We start from the raw sequence: 18,498 nt of genomic DNA, 5'->3' as shown, positions 1-18,498 counted from the left end.
CTTTTTCCTCCTATTTGATTTTAGTCTATAAACTTTGCAATTTCTTCGTTAAATTTCTCTTTTTCCTCGTAAAACAATCCATGACCGCTATATTCAAATGACACTAATGTAGAGTCTTTAATATAGACATGCATGAGTTCACCTAGCACATAGGGACAAATTTTATCCCATTTACCATGAAGGATGAGTGTTGGTACTTGAATCCCAGGGAGATCTCTCCTTAAGTCTTCGTCTCGTAACGTTTCAAGACACTTCGCTGTTGCGTGTCCGGAAGCGGTTAGGCATAGACTTTGAAACCAATGTTGGAAACTTTCGCTTAAGTAACTTTGAAAGAAGATGTCACTAAAATCCTGTACCATCCTAGGTCTATCACTATTAGTCTTGTTTAATAATTCATTTACTACTTCCACTGAGGTGCCATAAGGGAAGTCGGGCTGCATTGTGAAAACCGGGGCTGCTGCACCAGCAAGAGTAAGTTTATTTACTTGGTGTCCTTTATAACGGGACATATAACGGATAGCTACCGCTCCCCCCATCGAATGACCGATTAGAGTAATACTTTCTAGCTGAAGGGTGTCTATAATAACTCGAATGTCGTCTGCCATCCGATCGTACGAGTAGCTACTCCATGGATTGGAGGATTTTCCAAAGCCGCGCAAGTCAACGCCGATGCAACGATATCCTAGTACAGGGAGTTGGTTGAATTGATATTCAAACATTTGATGATTAGCTGGCCATCCATGAATGAATAAGATGGTTTTATTAGCGGAAGGATTGACATCCTCTATGTAAATATTCACACCTTTTTCAACCTTTATATAATATCCCATATAAGCCTCCCTTTTTAACCGATATATAAATATATGAAAGAATAGATATGGTTATTCTTTTGTGTGAGGTTCATGAAATACATAAAAGATAGATGGGGAGGGCTGCAATCATGTTCCACATAAATAAATTTCTTGAGAAGACGATGGCGTATTTTATTCCAATAAGTGTTGTTATCGGCGTACTGATCTCTGACTATATTGTAGATTTTGCTTGGTTAATACCTTGGATTTTCGCGTTCATGACCTTTGCCGGAAGTTTAAATTCAAACTTTGCTTCGTTTAAAGATGCTGTTTTACACCCGTTACCAATATTTGTTACATTAACTATTTTGCATATTATCATGCCACTAGTCTCACTTGGAATCGGTCATCTTATGTTCCCGGGAGAAACCCTAACTATAACAGGGATGGTCTTAGCCATGGCGATTCCTACTGGAATTACGAGCTTTGTATGGGTTGCAATTTCAAAGGGAAACAATGTGCTAGCACTGACTATAATTTTAATAGGTGCACTTCTTTCTCCAGTTATTGTTCCTCTAACGCTAGACCTCCTTGTAGGAGGAACTGTGGAAATTAATGCAGTGGGTATGATGCTTGGTTTACTTTGGACTATAGTTATCCCATCTATTGCAGGGATGATTTTAAACCAGGTGACCAAGGGGAAGGTAGTAGACATTTTAAGTGCCAGGCTATCACCATTTTCGAAATTAGGGATGAGTATTGTAGTCATGCTAAATGGTGCAGTTGTTGCTCCGTATTTATTGGAGGAGAACTATAGGTTAATAGGACTTGGAATAGTAGTAATTATTATTTCCATATTAGGCTATGTCTTTTCCTTTCTAGCTGGAAAGCTATTAAAACAAGAAAAAGTTACCGTTATCGCGATGACCTTTACGGGAGGAATGCGCAATATTAGTGCCGGTGTAGTGCTAGCAACTACGTATTTCCAACCAGCCGTAGCCATACCAGTAGTTCTTGGGATGTTGTTTCAACAAGTGCTGGCTTCTATTTTTAAAGGGTTTCTACAACGGTATTACGATAAGCTAGATCAACAAGAGGATTGAGTTCTAGCTTATCCTTGTACTTCATATATATTTTTGGACGATTGCCTTATTTGAGATGAAGAGTCCTATGTTTTCAAACGGATATAGCAAAATATTATTTTTATTTTCTAAAAATTTAGTCTTTTGAAGATAGTATTATGCTAAAATATTTCCAAGAGAATGGACAAGCTTAAATGTGCTAGCTAATAAAGGGGGACTTCAGAATGGTAAACAAAATTGAAAAGATGGATCTTTTCGAGCAATATGCGAATGATTTAATAGAAGAGCATTTGATCCCTGGAGTGGGAATTGCTTTTAACCAAACCAACAAACGAATATATGAAAAAGCATTTGGATACAGAAATGTCGAGAATCTTCTCCCAATCAATGCTGATACTGTATTTGGGATAGCCTCTATGACAAAATCCTTTACCTGTGTTGCGATTATGCAGCTTCAGGAGGCTGGAAAACTATCTGTTCATGATGAAATTGTAAAGTATCTCCCTGAATTTAAGACCAAGGATGAAAAGAAAACAAAGAAAATCACGATTCACCATCTAATGACCCATACCTCAGGGCTACCCCCTATTGCAACTCATGTTTATGCTAGGAAGCGAAGCATTGACCAAGATCCGTCGGCCAAGGATTATGGGCTGGATTTAGTAAATAATCCGGAGGCGGCTATTGATACGTACGAAGAGCTAATCTCTTACATCTCTAATCAAGATTTTCAATTGCTTGGAGAACCAGGCATGGAGTTTAGCTACTCTAATGATTGCTATGGGCTGCTTGGGATTATCATTAATCGTGTCAGTGGACAAACCTATGAGGACTATATTATAGAACATATTTTACAGCCGATTCAAATGGATAATAGCTTTTTTGACCTATCAAAAATAAAAGAAAAAGATAATGTAACGAGCTTATATATGTCTAGGCATACCTCTAAGGGACTAGAAGTTTATGAGGCTCCCCTATGGTGGGATGCGCCTTCTATGAGAGCAGCAGGTTATTTGAAATCCACTCAAAATGACATACTTAAGTATTTGAATATTTTTCTAAACAAAGGCATGGCTGGGGATAAGAGAATCCTTCAAGAGCAAAGTGTAGAGCAGATGATCTACCCTCATGTGGAGTTTGAAAAAGGACGCTTTTATGGTTATGGACTACGTGTGGTTCCTGACTATTTTGGAACAGCCTTTATTAATCATGGTGGTGGATTGAAGGGAGTATCTTCTTTTATGGGTATCTTACCCGACAAAGGAATTTCTGGTGTGCTATTAAGTAGTTTAGCGGATGTCCCATCTGACAAGCTTTTCCTAGGAGCATTAAATGTGCTGGAGAGTAGGGCGCCAACTGCAAAGCATATTCAGTTTACAACCAAAGATTTGCCTTTAGAAAAGCTTCAAAAATACAGAGGAAAGTTCGTATCTGGTGAAGGTATGAAGGTTAATGTAGACATTGTGGATGGCAGTTTGGCTATTATATCTAATGCAGGCAATAATCCTCTCCGATTTATAGAGGGTAATTTATTTATCGGTACGTTGGAGGACCAAGAAAATCTAATCGAGTTTTTAAAAGACGATAACGGGGAAATAAATCGTATTTTTTATAGCTCTCGTCAAATATTTAAAAGTTACGCTTAAAATTTGTCCTATTAAGATTGTAGTGTCTGCTTATGATAGCGAGCGGTCCGATTATAGAGGCAACTCTCTCCATTATGAGAATAAATAAGAAGCAACTCGCTCGGGAAAGGAAATGAAAAAATGAAGATAATTGATACGCATTGTGATGCACTGTTGAAGCTACAGTTAGCCAAACGAGGAAGAGTTTATCAAGTAAATCCCCTTACCTTTACGGATGCTCCTGAAATAGAAACAAACGTTGAGCGATTGTCAGAGGGAAATGTCCTTGCGCAATTTTTTGCCGTTTTTATTTACCCGAATATACCAGATGATCAGAAATGGGCACATGCTTTAGAGCAAATCGATTTGTTCTATACGGAAGTGTTGGGAAAAAATCCAAGGATGAAGCATATAAAAAAGTGGGAGGACTTAGGAAAGTTAAAGGATGGAGAGATTGGTGCCATTTTAGCATTAGAGGGAGCAGATGCGTTTGGGAACGATCTGATGAAGCTGCGTCATTTATATAGGCTCGGTGTGCTTTCCATTGGATTAACGTGGAATAATGCCAATTTATGCGCAGATGGAGCAGGAGAGCCAAGAGGAGGAGGACTAACGCTACTTGGTAAGGAGGTTGTGCTCTTAAACAATGAGCATAAAGTTTTAACAGATGTGTCGCATCTAAGTGAAAAAGGATTTTGGGATGTGATGAATCTAGCAAATTTTCCATTTGCTTCTCACTCGAATACAAGTAATCTATGTGAACATCCAAGAAATTTAAATGATGAACAAATAAAAGCAATGTTTGATAAGGGTGGGCATATCCATGTCGTTTTTTATCCTCCTTTTATTAATGGTAAGGACACAGCCGAAATATCTGATCTCATCAAGCATATTGATCATCTATGTTCGTTGGGAGGAGTTAAGCGAATTGGATTAGGCTCTGATTTTGATGGCATGGATTTCTATACAAATGGTCTTCACAAATCCTCTGATTTCCCAGTTTTGATAAATGAGTTATTGAAATGCTATTCAGAAGAAGAGGTACAGGGATTTGCTTACAAAAACTTTATGAATTTACCTGTTTTACAGAAGAATTAATAGTCATTTTACATTATTCGCTATATTTATATTTATTGTATAATTATAGGAAAATTTTAAGGAGGTTTCTATGAAACCAGTCATTGGTGTTTCCTCGAATTTAACGGATCTTGTACTTTCTGTACCGACCGACAATATTCATGCGATTGCAAGATTCGGTGGCGTCCCTATTGTGTTACCAAATATGGAGATCGATGTCATTGAGTCTATTTCAAATTTAATAGATGGACTACTATTAACAGGTGGCGGAGATATTGACCCAACTCTTTTTGGCGAAGAGCCCCATAGAGGTCTAGGAAATATCGTACCAGAACGGGATGAATTTGAAATAGCTCTGATTAAAAAGATGCTTGAGCAAAATAAACCAATCTTAGGAATTTGTAGAGGGGCTCAAATCCTAAGCATAGCTGCTGGCGGTGATATGTATCAGGATATATACGATCAGGTGAAAGTAGATCTCCTGCAGCACGATCAAAAAGCAACAAGAACTCACGCCTCACACTATGTGCAGGTCAATGAAGGAACAGTTCTGAAGCAAATAATTGGAGAAAATCGCATAAAAGTAAACAGCTTTCACCATCAGGCTGTACGAGAAGTTCCTAAGGGATACAAAATTTCGGGTTTAGCTAGTGATGGAATTATAGAAGCATTTGAAAGTGAAAATCATCCTTTTGTATTAGGTTTACAGTGGCATCCAGAATGCTTGGTAAATAAAGAAGATGCCCCATCCATTGCCATTTTTAAAAAATTTATTGAAGCGTGTAAAAATTGACTTTAACGACTGTCTTACATTGGACAGTCGTTTTTATTTTGTTCAAAAGACCATTAAATATGTTTCCATTTTTGATTCATGAAATTAGTTTGTTTGGGGAAACTACTGAAAGAATAAAAAAGGAGGTATTTTGATTTGATGCGCTTACTTGTAAAATCTTTATCCATCGGCTTCCTATTTCTGTTCTTTACCTCCGAGGTTTCGGCAGCCGAGGAACTCACGCGCGAGCAAATTTTAGACAAGCGGATGGATTATTATATAAGGTATTCTACAGATACATTACCTTGGTATTACTTGGCGGCAGTGGACCAATACGAAAGAAATATTCAAGAGGTTAGAAAAGATTTACCAGAGCGTGATGGAGTTGTAGCTATTCAGTTTACAGATGACTTTTGGGTGGGACCACTGAATCCGCTAGGGGATGATACTAATTTAACCACTATTTCATTTTTTGATGGACAAGGTCGAGATGGTAATAATGACGGATTCGCTGATCGTCAAAATGATGAGGACGTCATGTTTACGCTTGTCCAGTATTTAAGTCCAAGAGTGCATTCTGAAAAGGATTTCCAAAGGGCTTTAAGGGAATACTACGACAAAGAAATAACGGTCAAACAAATCATGACGAATGCTAAAATTTATAAGACATATGAAGTGCTAAATTTAGATAAACGAGCCTTTGTACTATCTATTCGGCATGACTACAGCTACCGCAGTACGTGGGGAGACAGACGGGGATGGGGCGGTAGACGTATGCATGAGGGAACAGACCTTTTTGCCTATAGCGGAGTTCCAGTAAAATCAGCAACGCACGGGATAGTGGAAACTAAAGGGTGGAATGACTATGGCGGCTGGCGGGTAGGGATTAGAGATGTTAATAATACGTATCATTATTATGCCCATCTTTCAGGCTACGCTAAAGGAATAGAGGAAGGAAGCATTGTAGAGCCAGGCACAGTGGTCGGCTATGTAGGAAGTTCTGGCTACGGCAAGAAAGGTACATCTGGTAAGTTTGCACCACATTTACATTATGGAATGTACAAATACAATGGACGTACAGAATGGGCCTACGATCCGTTTCCTTTACTGCAAAAATGGGAACGTGAAGAAAAAATCCGATATAAGTTAAATCCAGCGGCTAAATAGTTGCTGGATTTTTTTCGCCATGCAAATTTTACTTATGCAATAAACAACATATATAACCAAAATATATGTTTGAACAGTACAAATGCATAAAGGAATAGGGCACCCGCTATAAGGAGCTGCAAATAAGCTTTAGGCTTTAATTTTGTCATAATATACATAAACAGAAGCGGCAAAACGATTTTAATCGAGAAGAATATAAATACACTGTTTTCATATACATAGCGCATAAGTGGATTGGATTCTTCTATATAGCTGTTACTTAAACCGAAATGGGTGATTAAGCTATCGCAAATAGCTAATACTAAAAGAAGAAACGTTGTAAAAAGCCACCTATTTTGTTCGATAGGCTCGTTTTTAATTTTTATGTCCATAAGAGAAGAACTCCTTAACATTGTTTTATTTCTTGAAAAAATAGTCTTAGTAGTATGACATTTAAAAAATCTTTTTAACCCTTTTTATGGAATAAAATTAAAATAATATAACCTGAAATATTTAATTTTATTAAAATTTTTGTATTATTTTAATATTTTAAGTAATATTTTTACATTTATATTTTTTTACTTTGAAAAGAGAAATGCCTTTGGAATCATAGGTTGTTTATTAATAAACTAAATTTTCTTGAAATTAAAAGTATAGATAGATAGAATTGATAATAATATGTATATCTTTGGAAAATATTAAATTTTGATAATATTTAAAGAAGATTCATACAAAATAGGGGGAATTCGATGAATGGGAAGCATATGAAAAAAATAGTAGTTGCGTTTGTCTTAGTAATATCTCTTCTTTCTAATTCTTTTGTGGGTGCAGCTTATGCATCTCCAATTGATACTGTAGAAAAGGCTCAAATCCAAATAGAAAATACGATGAAGACTTCTTCTAAGTCTCCTTTTTTAAGTTCAATAATTGATCAAACTGTAGCAAAGCTATTTATGGCAATGCTCTATGTAGTACCTCCAGCTTCTAAGGTGAAGGAAAGCGATGAAAAAGTTATTAAAGTAGTCCGTGCTACGTATGAGAAGTTGACCAAAAACCAGAAAAAGCTAGTAGACATAACTAGATTAGTGGACGCAGAAAATGCATTAATAGCGTTAAAAGCGGCTAAGGAAGATAAGTTAATTGCTGCAAAGGTAGTAGCATTAATTGATCAAATTAAAAAAGATTCAAGTGCTTCAGAATATAAAAATGCGATTTCAGTAGCGCAAGCTGAATATAGTAAACTAACTAATAATCAAAAAGCTTTAGTTACAAACTCGGACAAGCTAATTAAGGAAGTAGCTGATTTGAAAGCTGCTGAAGCAGAGACGGCTAAAATTACTCCAAGCACAATTGGAGAATTGGTAGAAGGAGATATTTTGCTCGATAAAATATCAGCTTTAATTGGTGAAGATTATTCAGTGGCATTAACATCTACACCTGAGGGTATGGTTGTAGACGGTCGAATTGTACAGCCGGAAATTGGTGAAGAAGCGAAGTCAGGCACAGTTGTAATGTTGTTGACTAGAGCTGATGGCACAAAGGTTGAGCATTCCGTAGAGCTTACACTAAAGGCTAAAGTAAAGGTTGAGAAAGGTCTTGTTCACATAAGTTTATACAAGGATAGTACCTCTTCTATGAATAAAATTGACTTTGCAACTGTTTCTAATTTTGCATTGAAGAATAAAGAAACAAACAAAGTTTATAATGTAGGGACTTCTCCAAGCAATCAGAAGCATGTATTTCAAATGAAGGACCTCCCAGCGGGCTCTTATACGATCGAGGTAAATACTCCAGACGTATTCCTTGTAGAGCGCATTGACCTTGGAGATACCTATAAAGAAACAGTCTACCACCCAGATACTAATCCCGTAGTAATTGCGAAGGATAAAACGACTTATGTAAAAATTGTATTAAAATCAGAGATTACATTACAGGATATTAAACCATTAGAGAACATAACTGTTCCTTATGATATTACCTTCGAGGAGTTCCAAGCAGCCTTACCAAAACAAGGTAAAATTGTCGATTCAACAGGCGAGGAACATGCTGTTGCATTGAAATGGGACGTACGACCTTTTCAATTTGAAAATTATAAAAAGCCGGGGACTATGACCCTTTCCAGTGAATTCTTCAGTTTACCTATAGAGGTATCTAATAGTACGCCAGCACAACGTCTAGATATGACAATTCAAGTGACTTTTGCAGAACCTGAAAAGGGGAATACACAAGTCAGCTTATTCAGAGATAGCACTTCCTCTATGAATAAGATAGATTTCACCAATATTAGCAACTTTAGCTTGAAGAATAAAAAGACAAATAAAGTTTATCAAGTAGGCACCACGCCAAGTAATCAGAAGCATGTGTATCAAATGAAGGACATTCCAGAAGGTGCTTACACGATTCATTTCGATACGTTAGATACGATGAGTGTAGACAAAATTGAATTAGGAGAAGCGTATAAAGAAACAACTTATCATGCAGACTCCAATCCACTGGTAATTACGAAGAATAAAACGGCTTATGTAAAGATTGTTTTAAAGTCAGAGGTTACTTTACAATCTATTAATCCATTAGAGCCTTTAACAGTTCCTTCTGACATTACTTACGATGAGTTCCTTGCACAACTGCCGAAGCAAACGACTATTGTTGATTCGGATGGTGATGAGCATACAGTGGCAATTTCTTGGGATGTTCGACCATTTCAGTTCACTAACTATAAAAAACCTGGTACAGCTTCTTTAACTAGTCAGTTCTTCCAGCTGCCAGTGGAGGTGTCTAACAGCACTCCTGCACAGCGATTAGAGGTAGGCTTACAAGTAATATTCGAAGCACCAGAGACATCTAATATAGTACAAGACGAGGAACAATAATATAAGGAAATCTCTTTAGAGCCGAGTGCTTTAAAGAGATTTTTTAATTTATAAGAAAGCAGAAATTGTATATCTTTTCACTCGAAGATAAATAGGAAGAAGCTAGTGATTGGAGAAATAATATTCGAGGTTAGCCTATTTAAATGTATAAGAGTTATATATATTTACGTGTTTCTTATAGCTGGAAAGATTATTTTTCTGTATATAGGGTACTTTAATAAGGCTATAATTATAATTAATTATTCTTAAAACAATAAAATACATAGTTCAATGGAGGTTGCATAGATGACAAAAATGAATCGAGGCATTATTACTGCTTTATCGGCAATAGGTTTGGCTCAAGGTTTAAAGGTGCTCACGCATAAAAAAATAACAGGGGAATGGGACATCAAGCAGGCATTTACAACAGGAGGAATGCCAAGCTCTCACTCAGCAGGTGTTGCAGCCCTTGCATCATATGTAGCAGCCAACAAAGGAACACGACACACAGAAACAGCCTTAGCCGTTGTTTTTGGTGCAATCGTCATGTACGACGCACAAGGTATTCGTCGTCACACTGGGGAAATTGCACAACTAGTAAACGACCTAGAGGACAATGTCGTGGCGCTTTCTGGAAATTTTCCAAGCTTCGAATTAGTTCAAAGAGAAGAAGAACTAAAAGAGCTACTAGGTCACCAACCAATCGAAGTGTTGGCGGGAGCAGCCCTAGGCACAGTATTTGGCATTGCATGCGCCCGTTTCGAAGACCGATAACCATGCCAAGTATATTACAGGTGCTTGGCACCTGTAATATACTTGAAATATAAAAAAGCGCCAAGGGGAAAAAATGTCCGCTTGGCACTTTGTATTTTAGTTAACTGTATAATTCATGGTTTCACCGTCATCGTATTGTACATCTAAGTTAAAGGCTGTATATTCATCTACTTCGAATGCTGCTGTAACCTGTTGCACAACTTCTTCGGTGTTCATGTCTTTTTTCAGGTTTAATTCCTTAAAGACTGGGTCTAGCGTTTCTGCAGCTCCATCTCCTTCTGTATTTACAGCAGTATGCATATTTTTATACACTGCTGAAGAAGAATCTACTTTATATTCGACTATTACAGATTTCTGGTTATCAGGTGTATCAATGGTTAATGTAAATTCTTGAAATCCATAATCCGTTTCAGGTTCAGAAATTGCTTCTCCTGACTTTTCTTCTGGATTAGGTTCAACAACGTCCGATTTTAAGACATTTTCATCTTTGTCATCGTTATTATCACCACAAGCTCCTAACAACAAGGCAGTGGAAAATATAGATGCCATTATTAACGTTCGTTTTTTATATATCATTTAAATATTCCCTCCTAGACGTTATAGTGCCTATTCTTTTAATATCCAAATATAATATAGGTTAAACAATTATTTACCATTTATTAATGAAGCTATTTTTAAAAACTATGGTCATAATCTATTGAAGCGGTAAAATACTATCAGTGAATGGAGTTCTAGTTAGCTAATGCGGATAATTTTAACATGGTCACTAAAGTAAAAAAACTAGCATGGGAGATTCAAGATTTCTCCAAGCTAGGCTTGTTTTATTTTGTTCGATTATATTTAATTTCTTTTCCCCCCGCATAGTCAATCTCCAATTCGAAGCTAGAATAATCTTCCGCTCCAAAAGTATTCATCACATGCTGAATAACTTCCTCTTCGCTCATCTCTTGATTTAACTGAAGCTCGATGAGAATGGGCTGTAAAAGAGCAAATGCAGGGTCTCCCTTAAGATCGGTAGAAGCATAATCATTACTATATATAGCCTCGGTTTCACCGTCTTTTTTATCAAACTCTGCTAGCACAGTTGCATCCTTATTTTCTTTTGTATAGATAGCTAGCTTTAATTTATTATATGGAAGATCTTTAATTTGCTCTTCCACATTAGCTGGCTGTTCAACAGTTGCATCTTGTTTTGGATCTGAAGCCATGCCTTCCGGAATTGCTTGAGTATCCTCTTTACTATCCCCACAACCTGAGAGCAACAAAGTAGAGATCAAAAATAATGAAGAAACTAAGCTATTTTTCATTGGTAAACCTCATTTCTAAAGTATTTAATATATATTTAATATTCTCTTCTTGATAGAGCCCTAAACAATAATTAATCAGGATTGATGATTTGTACAAATACTGTACCTTTTTAACAGCAAAGAGCGTAAGAATGAGTTTTGTTTGATAGGATATTTTTATTACAAAAGTGTTACTGGTGCCAGGCACCAGTAACACTTTTGTAATAATTGTTTAAAGTGGCTTATGGAGGGTAAGAGTAAGGAATAAGGAAGGTGATTTAGTGTCCAATTTTAAGGAAATCACAAATATTGAAGAGTGGAAAGATGTGTTGGAACAGTCAAAAAGCCATAAGTTATTACTTTTAAAACATAGCACTACTTGTCCGGTTAGCGCTCATGCATATGCGGAGTTTACTTCTTTTGAATCGCCAGTGGAAAAATATTTAGTGAAGGTAATTGAAAGCAGGGCTGTGTCTAATGAGATAGAACATGATCTTGGAGTTAAACATGAGTCTCCACAGTCCTTTTTGATTGTAGATGGGAAGGCCTCCTGGGGGGCATCACATTGGAAGATTACAAAAAAGGAACTAGCTAACGCCACGGAATCTTTCTAGAGGGTGTGTACTTAAATGAACGAGATTTTAACAGTAAGCGAGTATTTAGTAAAAAATGCAGAATCCATTGGTGATGAGCTTACAGAACGAATATTAGCAGAATTAAATAGTATAGAAAAAAATATTAAGCTTGAACCCTATTTGATCAATAAAAATAAAAATCAACAGCTCATTGCCATTCTTGGTGATGCTTTAACTAAACCAAGAGCGCTTGCAGAGGAACAATTAGTTAGTTGGATTAAGGAAGTTAAAGAAGAAGGGATAGCAGATTTTTATAGCTTTTCTGCTTATATTAAGCCGAACGTGAAAAGTAAGTCTATCTTTTTGGAATATATCAATGAAGTGTGTTTAAAGCTAAAAATTTCAGCTGAAAACATAGTGAATATTAACAACCAAGTTAGCCATCTAATTGATGTGTGGCTCGTAGATAAGATGTATGCCTACGAGGGATTTAAAGACCAAATGATGAGAGAACATCAAAAAGCAATCAATGAATTAAGTGCTCCAATCGTTCCAATTCAAAGTGGAGTAGCAGTTCTTCCGCTTGTTGGAGCAATCGATTATATTCGTGTTCAGCATTTGTTATCTTATGTCCTTCCTACTATTCCCAACATGAATATTGATGTATTAATCATTGATTTTTCAGGTATTTTAACCATTGACGAAGAAATTGCCCAACATATCTTTGCTATTCACAATGTGCTTCAGCTACTTGGTATCAAAGTGCTGTTTACAGGAATCCGTCCTAACTTATCAATGGTAATTGTTAAAGCAGGTATAGATTTTTCTTCTTTTCAAACCTTTGGAAGTGTCAAACAAGCGATAGAAAGTGTAAAACTCTAATTCACCGTTCTACTGGAACGGTTTTTTTTGTTAGTATTTTTAATTGCAAGATGGAGATGAGTCTAAACTATTTTAAAAGTGTTTAATCGGTCTTAAGAAACTTTCTCTGTCCAAAGACATACAACTTCAAATAAGTTGGAATAAGGAAGAAAGAGGATTTGTTTTTGTACATAAAGCAATAAGAAAAGGGGGGGAAATAGGTTTTCATTTTTGAATATAAAGTGGGGTATTTTTACTTTTAATAAATTATTGAGAATTTATAGTTTGAAGTATAAAGCTAAGGGTAATTGGTTATTGTGAACATTTAACAAACAAAAGGAGGACACAGAATGTTTGATGAATTCTATTGGAGGGACACTCTTCATTTCTTACCAGAGTTTTTATTAGCATTATTAGTCTTGTTAATAGGATTTTTTGTAGCCAAGCTACTAGAAAATGCTACGTTTAAGCTTTTAAGAAAATATCGAGTAAATGAACGTCTTGGAAATGTTAAAGGGGAGTGGTCAGTAGAGAAAATACTTAGCAAGGTAGTATTCTTTATTGTTCTAATCTTTGCATTTATTCTATTCTTCTCTATTCTAAACATGGGTACCTTAGTATCTCCATTTGTATCTATGTATTCAGGGATTACAGAAGCTATATTAAATATTTTAAAAGCAGGTCTCATCTTACTGTTTGCATGGGTTCTAGCTACGTTAGTTAAAAAAGTGATTAAAATGGTTGGTAATAAGTTTAGCCTAAATAAATACATTATGAAAACTGGAGGAGATCCTTCAAAGGTAGACCAAGTAAAATGGACAGATACTGCAGCGAATGTTGCGTATTATTTAATTTTCCTTTTATTCATTCCAGCAGTATTAAGTGCACTTGGAATTGATGGATTGAGTGGACCTTTTGAAGGTATGCTTGCTAGCTTCTTTAATTTCATTCCTAAATTAGTGTCGGCAGCAATCGTGTTTGCTATTGGATGGTTTGTGGCTAAGCTTGTTCGCACTTTAGTAGAAAAATTTCTACAGGCTGCTGGAGCAGATAAACTAGCAGACAAATTAAAGCTTTCTAGTTTCATAGAAGGTACAAGTATTTCTAAGATTGCAGGAATTATTGTATTCGTACTGATTATAATTCCAGTTTCAATTACAGCACTCGAAATTTTAGATTTACAAGGAATATCACAACCAGCGATTGCAATGTTAAATAATATCTTAGCAATGCTACCTAAGATTTTCGTAGCAATTGTGCTTGTTCTTGTTGGTATTGTAGTTGCTAAGTGGATTAAAGATGTAGTTGTTACTTTACTGCAAAACCTAGGAATCAATTCTATCTTTGGCAAAATGGGCTTTTCTTCTACTGGAGGTTCAGCACCCTCGTTTGCGGGTATAATTGGTACTATCGTACAGGTTGTCATTATTTTATTGTTTGTTGTTGAAGCATTACAAGTGTTAGACCTAGAATTCATGGTAACCCTTGCTACGGCAATATTTGCTTATTTACCACATGTCATTGCAGCGGTAGTTATATTGGCGGTAGGCTTCTGGCTAGCTAATCTAGCAGAGAAATTAGTAGGAAGCGTGATGAAGCATTCTTCAGGAACTCCACATTTCTTACGCTACGTTGCTAAATATGCTATTCTAGCATTTGCGTTTTTCATGGCATTGAGTCAGCTAGGGATCGCAGCAGCAATCATTAACTCTGCTTTTATATTAATTCTTGGAGGAGTTGCACTAGCATTTGGCCTAGCGTTTGGTCTAGGTGGACGCGAGCACGCATCTCGTTACTTGAGTAAAATGGAAAAAAGCATTGAGGAAGCTGATGTTTCGAAGGAAAGATATGAAACAGAAAAAGAAGGCATAAAAGAATCATTTAAAGAGAATTTCCGCGATCCTTCAGAAGCGGAAAAGAGTTTAAAAAGAGGAAAAGGACCTCACATTGACGAGGTCAAACCAGTAGGTGATTTTGATCAGCAAACTGGCGAAGACCACCCAACTGGAAATCCTATGAAGCAAGCTCATGAAGAGGATTCTCCGAGCACAGGCTATAATATCCCATCAACGGATGACTTACATCCATATGAGGACTTGCCTCCAAATGATAATAATAAACCGAATAACTAAGCATTTTAGGAACACTCTAGCATTAATTGCTAGAGTGTTTTCTTGTGCAACAGATGATGCGATATTTTAATTGATTGATAGTAGGAGCTAGATTACAGATATATTACAGGTGCCTGGCACCTGTAATATATCTGTAATTTGAACGGCGTTCAATTTTTAGTTTTATTTTGTTTCTCTAATCTATATAATAAATAATAATGACAATTTTCTGAATAATATACGAGAGGGTGTGATTGAATGAAGGGTACGTTTTTAACAGAGGAGCATGAGCTGTTTCGAAAGTCTTTAAGGAAGATGTTAGATAAGGAGGCTTATCCTTTTTATGAGAAATGGGAGGCTGAGCGAGAGATACCTCGTTCCTTTTGGACTAAGATGGGGGAGAATGGTTTCTTGTGTCCTTGGGTCGATGAGACATATGGCGGATTAGGCTTGGATTTCTCTTATTCTATGGTGTTAATAGAAGAGTTGGAACGTGTTGGACAGGGTTTAGCTAGTGGTATGTGCCTCCATTCTGATATTGTAAGCCCTTACATCGCGGAGCTTGGAACAGAAGAGCAAAAGCAAAGATGGCTACCCGGTTGTGTTAGTGGGGAGCTAATAAATGCGATTGGTATGACTGAACCGGGTGCTGGCTCTGATTTGGCAGGCATCAAAACAACTGCACGTCTAAATGGTGACCATTATATCTTAAACGGAGAAAAGACTTTTATCACAAATGGTACGATAGCTGATTTTGCTATCGTGGTTTGTAAGACAGATCCAACCGCTCAGCCTGCTCACAGAGGTATTAGCTTACTTGTTGTGGAAAAGGGGATGGAGGGCTTCAAGCATGGAAAGAAGTTAGATAAAATTGGGATTCATAGTGGAGACACTGGTGAATTAATATTTGAGGACGTCAAAGTTCCAGTAGAAAATTTACTTGGGGAAGAGGGCAAAGGGTTTTATTATTTAATGCAAAACCTTCAACAAGAGCGACTGATTGTGGCTAGTCAATGCCAGGTGGAAGCAGAGGAAATGCTTCGAATCACGATAGATTATGTAAAAAGTAGAAAAGCCTTTGGACAGTCTATTAGTAAATTTCAAAACACCCAATTTAAAATTGCTGAAATAGCAACGGAAATTGATATCGGAAGAACCTATATGAACCAATTGACAGCGCGTCATATTGATGGGGAAGATTTAGTCAAGGAAGTTTCTATGGCCAAATGGTGGATTAGTGAAATGGCAAAACGTGTTGCAGCAGAGTGCTTACATCTTCACGGTGGGTACGGGTATATGGAAGAGTATGAGATTGCTAGAAGATATCGAGATATTCCAGTAGCTAGTATTTACGCCGGTACGACGGAGATTATGAAAACAATTATAGCTAAAAAGTTAGATCTATAAGGCATGCAAGGAGGTTCTATTTTGACGCTCTCTGAGAATAAAATCAGGAAGAAGAAAGAGGAAATTATCTTATCAGCGGTCAAAATTATGAATGAAAAGGGATATCAGCGAGCCACGATGGAAGAAATAGCTGCTGAGCTACAAATGACGAAGGGATCACTCTATTATTATTTTAAAAATAAGGAAGATCTTATTTTCCAATGTCATGAGCTAGTACTGGAACAAGCCATCGGAGAGCTTCGAGAGGTTTTTCATAATTGTATTTCTAATGAAGCAATACTTCGCCAAATGATTGCTGTTCATATTAAATATGCGGTGCTAGAGAAGGAATCCTTTAACATGATAATCAAGCCAGATGAAACATTTTCTACAGATCAGCTTCATCCGATTTTGAAGAAAAGAAATGAATACGCTAGTTGGTTCGATCGCGTTATTATAGCAGGAATTGACTGTGGAGAGTTTAGCATTAAAGAATCTAAGATGGCAAGAATGCTTTTATTGGGATCCTTAAACTGGATTCAGCAATGGTACAAGAAAGATGGAGAGAATTCTCTTTTAGAATTGCAAAATATTTATAGTGATTATTTATTGAAAGTAATGAAGTAAGTCTAATCAATTAAAAAGGGGATTGGTTAATATGTTTATTACTGAAAAATTGGCATGGCATGTAAAGGAGCAACCTAATCACATTATCACGCAATTCAATGGAAAAGAGACAACCTATAGGGAGTTTTATGAGCAAGCAAAACGTCTAGCTGGTTACTTTCAAGAAAAAGGCTATAAACAAGAGGATATTATCGCCCTATACCTACAAAACTCCGATTATTTTTTAGTTTGTTATTACGCATGTCAGCTAGGTGGTTTTACAGTGATGCCAGTAAACACCAAGTTAGCTGCTCCTGAGATAGAGTATATATTCAAGCATTCGGAGGCAAAGGCCCTTATATATGACGCTCGATTAGAATCTGTGCTAAATGAAATTACGGAGACATTTGAAAGTTTTCATGATGTACTTGAGGTTGGTGGAGATAACACGCTAGAAGCCATCCTTGGAGACTCGAGTATACAGATGAATGAAGTACCACCAATGGAAGAGAAAACAAGTGTGATTTTTTATACTTCAGGAACTACTGGCAAGCCTAAAGGAGTAATGTTATCTGCTAAGAATGTATATTCGACGGCACAAATATGGGGAGAGGCAATGGAGCTGAATGGAAGGGATAGAATGCAAATAGTAGCTCCGCTGTTTCATTGTGCAGCAAGTCATGTATTTAGCATTCCAGTTATTTATGCGGGAGGAACTATTGTCATAGAAGAGGCTTTTTCTCCAGAGCAAGCGTTAAATACGATGGAGAAAGAGAAAATTACCATTTTCTTTGGCGTTCCAGCAATGTATAGCATTCTATTAAACACACCAAAAATTCAGCAGATGAAGCTTCCTCACTTAAGGTTATTGACTTATGGAGCTGCTCCTATGCCCTATGAAGTTGTTCGAAAGGTGAAGGCTTTATTTCCAACGGTAAATGTACAAAATCTGTATGGTCAAACGGAAAACTCTCCAGCTGCAACTACGTTGAAGGACTATTATGCTTTGGAAAAAGTGGGTTCAGTTGGAGAACCTCTACCGCTGACCGAAGTTCAAGTTGTCGATGAGTTTGGTGAGTCTTTGCCGACTGGGCAGGTTGGAGAAATAGTTATAAAAGGTCCTCAGGTCATGAAGGGTTATTTAAAGAATGAGGAAGAGACAAACAGAGCTATCCAAAATGGCTGGCTATATAGCGGGGACCTTGGGAAGTTTGACGAAGAGGGTCTGCTTTTTATTGTAGATCGTAAAAAGGATATGATCATTCGCGGTGGTGAAAACGTGTATCCAGTCGAGGTCGAAGAGATACTGTATCAAATCCCTGAACTGCTAGAGGCTGCTGTAATAGGGGTCCCTCACCCGGTTTACGGGGAGGTTCCGAAGGCGTTTGCAGTGATTAAAGACGGTCAGCAAATTACGGAAGAAGAGGTTTTAGCTTTTTGTTCCAAACATTTAGCGAAATTTAAGATGCCAGCAGAGGTAGATTTCATTGATGGCTTGCCTAGAAATGCAAGCGGAAAGGTTTTGAAGAATTCTCTTCGAAACGGTTAGGAGGAAAA

Annotated in this window: 17 protein-coding genes; 13 read left to right on the top strand and 4 right to left on the bottom strand. The window is 37.0% G+C overall.

Translation table 11 applies throughout. From position 1 onward, the window contains the following. Nucleotides 1–20: 20 nt before the first annotated feature. Complete coding sequence (locus H9650_RS03410; RefSeq protein WP_191696564.1) at nt 21–830, bottom strand: alpha/beta fold hydrolase; 810 nt, start codon at nt 828–830, stop codon at nt 21–23. 107 nt (nt 831–937) lie between these two features. On the opposite strand from H9650_RS03410, the gene H9650_RS03405 reads away from it, so the two are divergent. The 5 genes from H9650_RS03405 (at nt 938) to H9650_RS03385 (ending at nt 6,514) form a co-directional block, all read left to right on the top strand. After that, complete coding sequence (locus H9650_RS03405; protein WP_144538228.1) at nt 938–1,894, top strand: bile acid:sodium symporter family protein; 957 nt, start codon at nt 938–940, stop codon at nt 1,892–1,894. A 203-nt stretch (nt 1,895–2,097) separates the two neighbouring features. After that, nucleotides 2,098–3,519 (top strand): serine hydrolase domain-containing protein, encoded by a 1,422-nt coding sequence (locus H9650_RS03400; RefSeq protein WP_151111055.1) that lies wholly within the window; start codon nt 2,098–2,100, stop codon nt 3,517–3,519. Nucleotides 3,520–3,639: 120 nt separating this feature from the next. After that, entirely contained in the window at nt 3,640–4,596 is a 957-nt protein-coding gene (locus tag H9650_RS03395) for a dipeptidase (protein WP_151111053.1), read from the top strand. A gap of 70 nt (nt 4,597–4,666) precedes the next feature. Further along, nucleotides 4,667–5,368: a gamma-glutamyl-gamma-aminobutyrate hydrolase family protein gene (locus H9650_RS03390; RefSeq protein WP_144537378.1), complete on the top strand. Its 702-nt coding sequence runs from the start codon at nt 4,667–4,669 to the stop codon at nt 5,366–5,368. Nucleotides 5,369–5,506: 138 nt separating this feature from the next. Further along, a complete protein-coding gene (locus H9650_RS03385) occupies nt 5,507–6,514 on the top strand; it encodes a M23 family metallopeptidase (RefSeq protein WP_191696700.1) in 1,008 nt (335 codons plus the stop codon). A 32-nt stretch (nt 6,515–6,546) separates the two neighbouring features. Here the strand turns inward: H9650_RS03385 and H9650_RS03380 are convergent, their stop codons facing one another. Continuing rightward, nucleotides 6,547–6,885, bottom strand: coding sequence for a DUF5658 family protein (locus H9650_RS03380; RefSeq protein WP_144537380.1), 339 nt, complete (start codon nt 6,883–6,885; stop codon nt 6,547–6,549). 357 nt (nt 6,886–7,242) lie between these two features. Between H9650_RS03380 and H9650_RS03375 the strand changes: the two genes are divergently transcribed. Both H9650_RS03375 and H9650_RS03370 read left to right on the top strand, forming a co-directional pair. Further along, nucleotides 7,243–9,363, top strand: coding sequence for a hypothetical protein (locus tag H9650_RS03375; protein WP_191696563.1), 2,121 nt, complete (start codon nt 7,243–7,245; stop codon nt 9,361–9,363). A 285-nt stretch (nt 9,364–9,648) separates the two neighbouring features. Next, complete coding sequence (locus H9650_RS03370) at nt 9,649–10,116, top strand: divergent PAP2 family protein (protein ID WP_144537384.1); 468 nt, start codon at nt 9,649–9,651, stop codon at nt 10,114–10,116. Nucleotides 10,117–10,212: 96 nt separating this feature from the next. Here H9650_RS03370 and H9650_RS03365 read toward each other — a convergent pair whose 3' ends face one another. Then, nucleotides 10,213–10,692: a YusW family protein gene (locus H9650_RS03365; RefSeq protein ID WP_144537386.1), complete on the bottom strand. Its 480-nt coding sequence runs from the start codon at nt 10,690–10,692 to the stop codon at nt 10,213–10,215. A 245-nt stretch (nt 10,693–10,937) separates the two neighbouring features. Next, a complete protein-coding gene (locus H9650_RS03360; protein WP_191696562.1) occupies nt 10,938–11,423 on the bottom strand; it encodes a YusW family protein in 486 nt (161 codons plus the stop codon). A 260-nt stretch (nt 11,424–11,683) separates the two neighbouring features. On the opposite strand from H9650_RS03360, the gene ytxJ reads away from it, so the two are divergent. From ytxJ to H9650_RS03330, 6 genes are all read left to right on the top strand, one after another. Next, nucleotides 11,684–12,016 carry a bacillithiol system redox-active protein YtxJ gene (ytxJ, locus tag H9650_RS03355; protein WP_144537390.1) on the top strand — a complete coding sequence of 111 codons (333 nt, stop codon included), beginning with the start codon at nt 11,684–11,686 and terminating at the stop codon, nt 12,014–12,016. Between the two features lie 15 nt (nt 12,017–12,031). Continuing rightward, the gene (locus H9650_RS03350; RefSeq protein ID WP_191696561.1) at nt 12,032–12,859 is read left to right on the top strand and encodes an STAS domain-containing protein; all 828 of its coding nucleotides are present in this window, start codon (nt 12,032–12,034) and stop codon (nt 12,857–12,859) included. A 329-nt stretch (nt 12,860–13,188) separates the two neighbouring features. Next, entirely contained in the window at nt 13,189–14,970 is a 1,782-nt protein-coding gene (locus H9650_RS03345) for a mechanosensitive ion channel (RefSeq protein WP_191696560.1), read from the top strand. Nucleotides 14,971–15,207: 237 nt separating this feature from the next. Beyond that, nucleotides 15,208–16,356: an acyl-CoA dehydrogenase family protein gene (locus H9650_RS03340; protein WP_191696559.1), complete on the top strand. Its 1,149-nt coding sequence runs from the start codon at nt 15,208–15,210 to the stop codon at nt 16,354–16,356. Nucleotides 16,357–16,377: 21 nt separating this feature from the next. Next, on the top strand, nt 16,378–16,962 hold the full coding sequence (locus H9650_RS03335) for a TetR/AcrR family transcriptional regulator (RefSeq protein ID WP_225215874.1): 585 nt from the start codon (nt 16,378–16,380) through the stop codon (nt 16,960–16,962). 31 nt (nt 16,963–16,993) lie between these two features. After that, a complete protein-coding gene (locus H9650_RS03330; protein WP_191696557.1) occupies nt 16,994–18,490 on the top strand; it encodes a class I adenylate-forming enzyme family protein in 1,497 nt (498 codons plus the stop codon). Nucleotides 18,491–18,498: the final 8 nt, after the last annotated feature.

Origin of the sequence: Psychrobacillus faecigallinarum (assembly GCF_014836595.1) — a bacterium.
Taxonomy (GTDB): domain Bacteria; phylum Bacillota; class Bacilli; order Bacillales_A; family Planococcaceae; genus Psychrobacillus; species Psychrobacillus faecigallinarum.
The sequence above is the reverse complement of the archived record's forward strand: the minus strand, read 5'-3'. Positions and strand labels throughout refer to the sequence as shown.

Excerpts from the sequence above, each read along its gene's own strand:
- H9650_RS03410 (WP_191696564.1), bottom strand. The coding sequence starts at position 830 with ATGGGATATTATATAAAGGTTGAAAAAGGTGTGAATATTTACATAGAG.
- H9650_RS03400 (WP_151111055.1), top strand. The coding sequence starts at position 2,098 with ATGGTAAACAAAATTGAAAAGATGGATCTTTTCGAGCAATATGCGAAT.
- H9650_RS03395 (WP_151111053.1), top strand. The coding sequence starts at position 3,640 with ATGAAGATAATTGATACGCATTGTGATGCACTGTTGAAGCTACAGTTA.
- H9650_RS03390 (WP_144537378.1), top strand. The coding sequence starts at position 4,667 with ATGAAACCAGTCATTGGTGTTTCCTCGAATTTAACGGATCTTGTACTT.
- H9650_RS03385 (WP_191696700.1), top strand. The coding sequence starts at position 5,507 with ATGCGCTTACTTGTAAAATCTTTATCCATCGGCTTCCTATTTCTGTTC.
- H9650_RS03380 (WP_144537380.1), bottom strand. The coding sequence starts at position 6,885 with ATGGACATAAAAATTAAAAACGAGCCTATCGAACAAAATAGGTGGCTT.
- H9650_RS03375 (WP_191696563.1), top strand. The coding sequence starts at position 7,243 with ATGAATGGGAAGCATATGAAAAAAATAGTAGTTGCGTTTGTCTTAGTA.
- H9650_RS03370 (WP_144537384.1), top strand. The coding sequence starts at position 9,649 with ATGACAAAAATGAATCGAGGCATTATTACTGCTTTATCGGCAATAGGT.
- H9650_RS03365 (WP_144537386.1), bottom strand. The coding sequence starts at position 10,692 with ATGATATATAAAAAACGAACGTTAATAATGGCATCTATATTTTCCACT.
- H9650_RS03360 (WP_191696562.1), bottom strand. The coding sequence starts at position 11,423 with ATGAAAAATAGCTTAGTTTCTTCATTATTTTTGATCTCTACTTTGTTG.
- H9650_RS03350 (WP_191696561.1), top strand. The coding sequence starts at position 12,032 with ATGAACGAGATTTTAACAGTAAGCGAGTATTTAGTAAAAAATGCAGAA.
- H9650_RS03345 (WP_191696560.1), top strand. The coding sequence starts at position 13,189 with ATGTTTGATGAATTCTATTGGAGGGACACTCTTCATTTCTTACCAGAG.
- H9650_RS03340 (WP_191696559.1), top strand. The coding sequence starts at position 15,208 with ATGAAGGGTACGTTTTTAACAGAGGAGCATGAGCTGTTTCGAAAGTCT.
- H9650_RS03330 (WP_191696557.1), top strand. The coding sequence starts at position 16,994 with ATGTTTATTACTGAAAAATTGGCATGGCATGTAAAGGAGCAACCTAAT.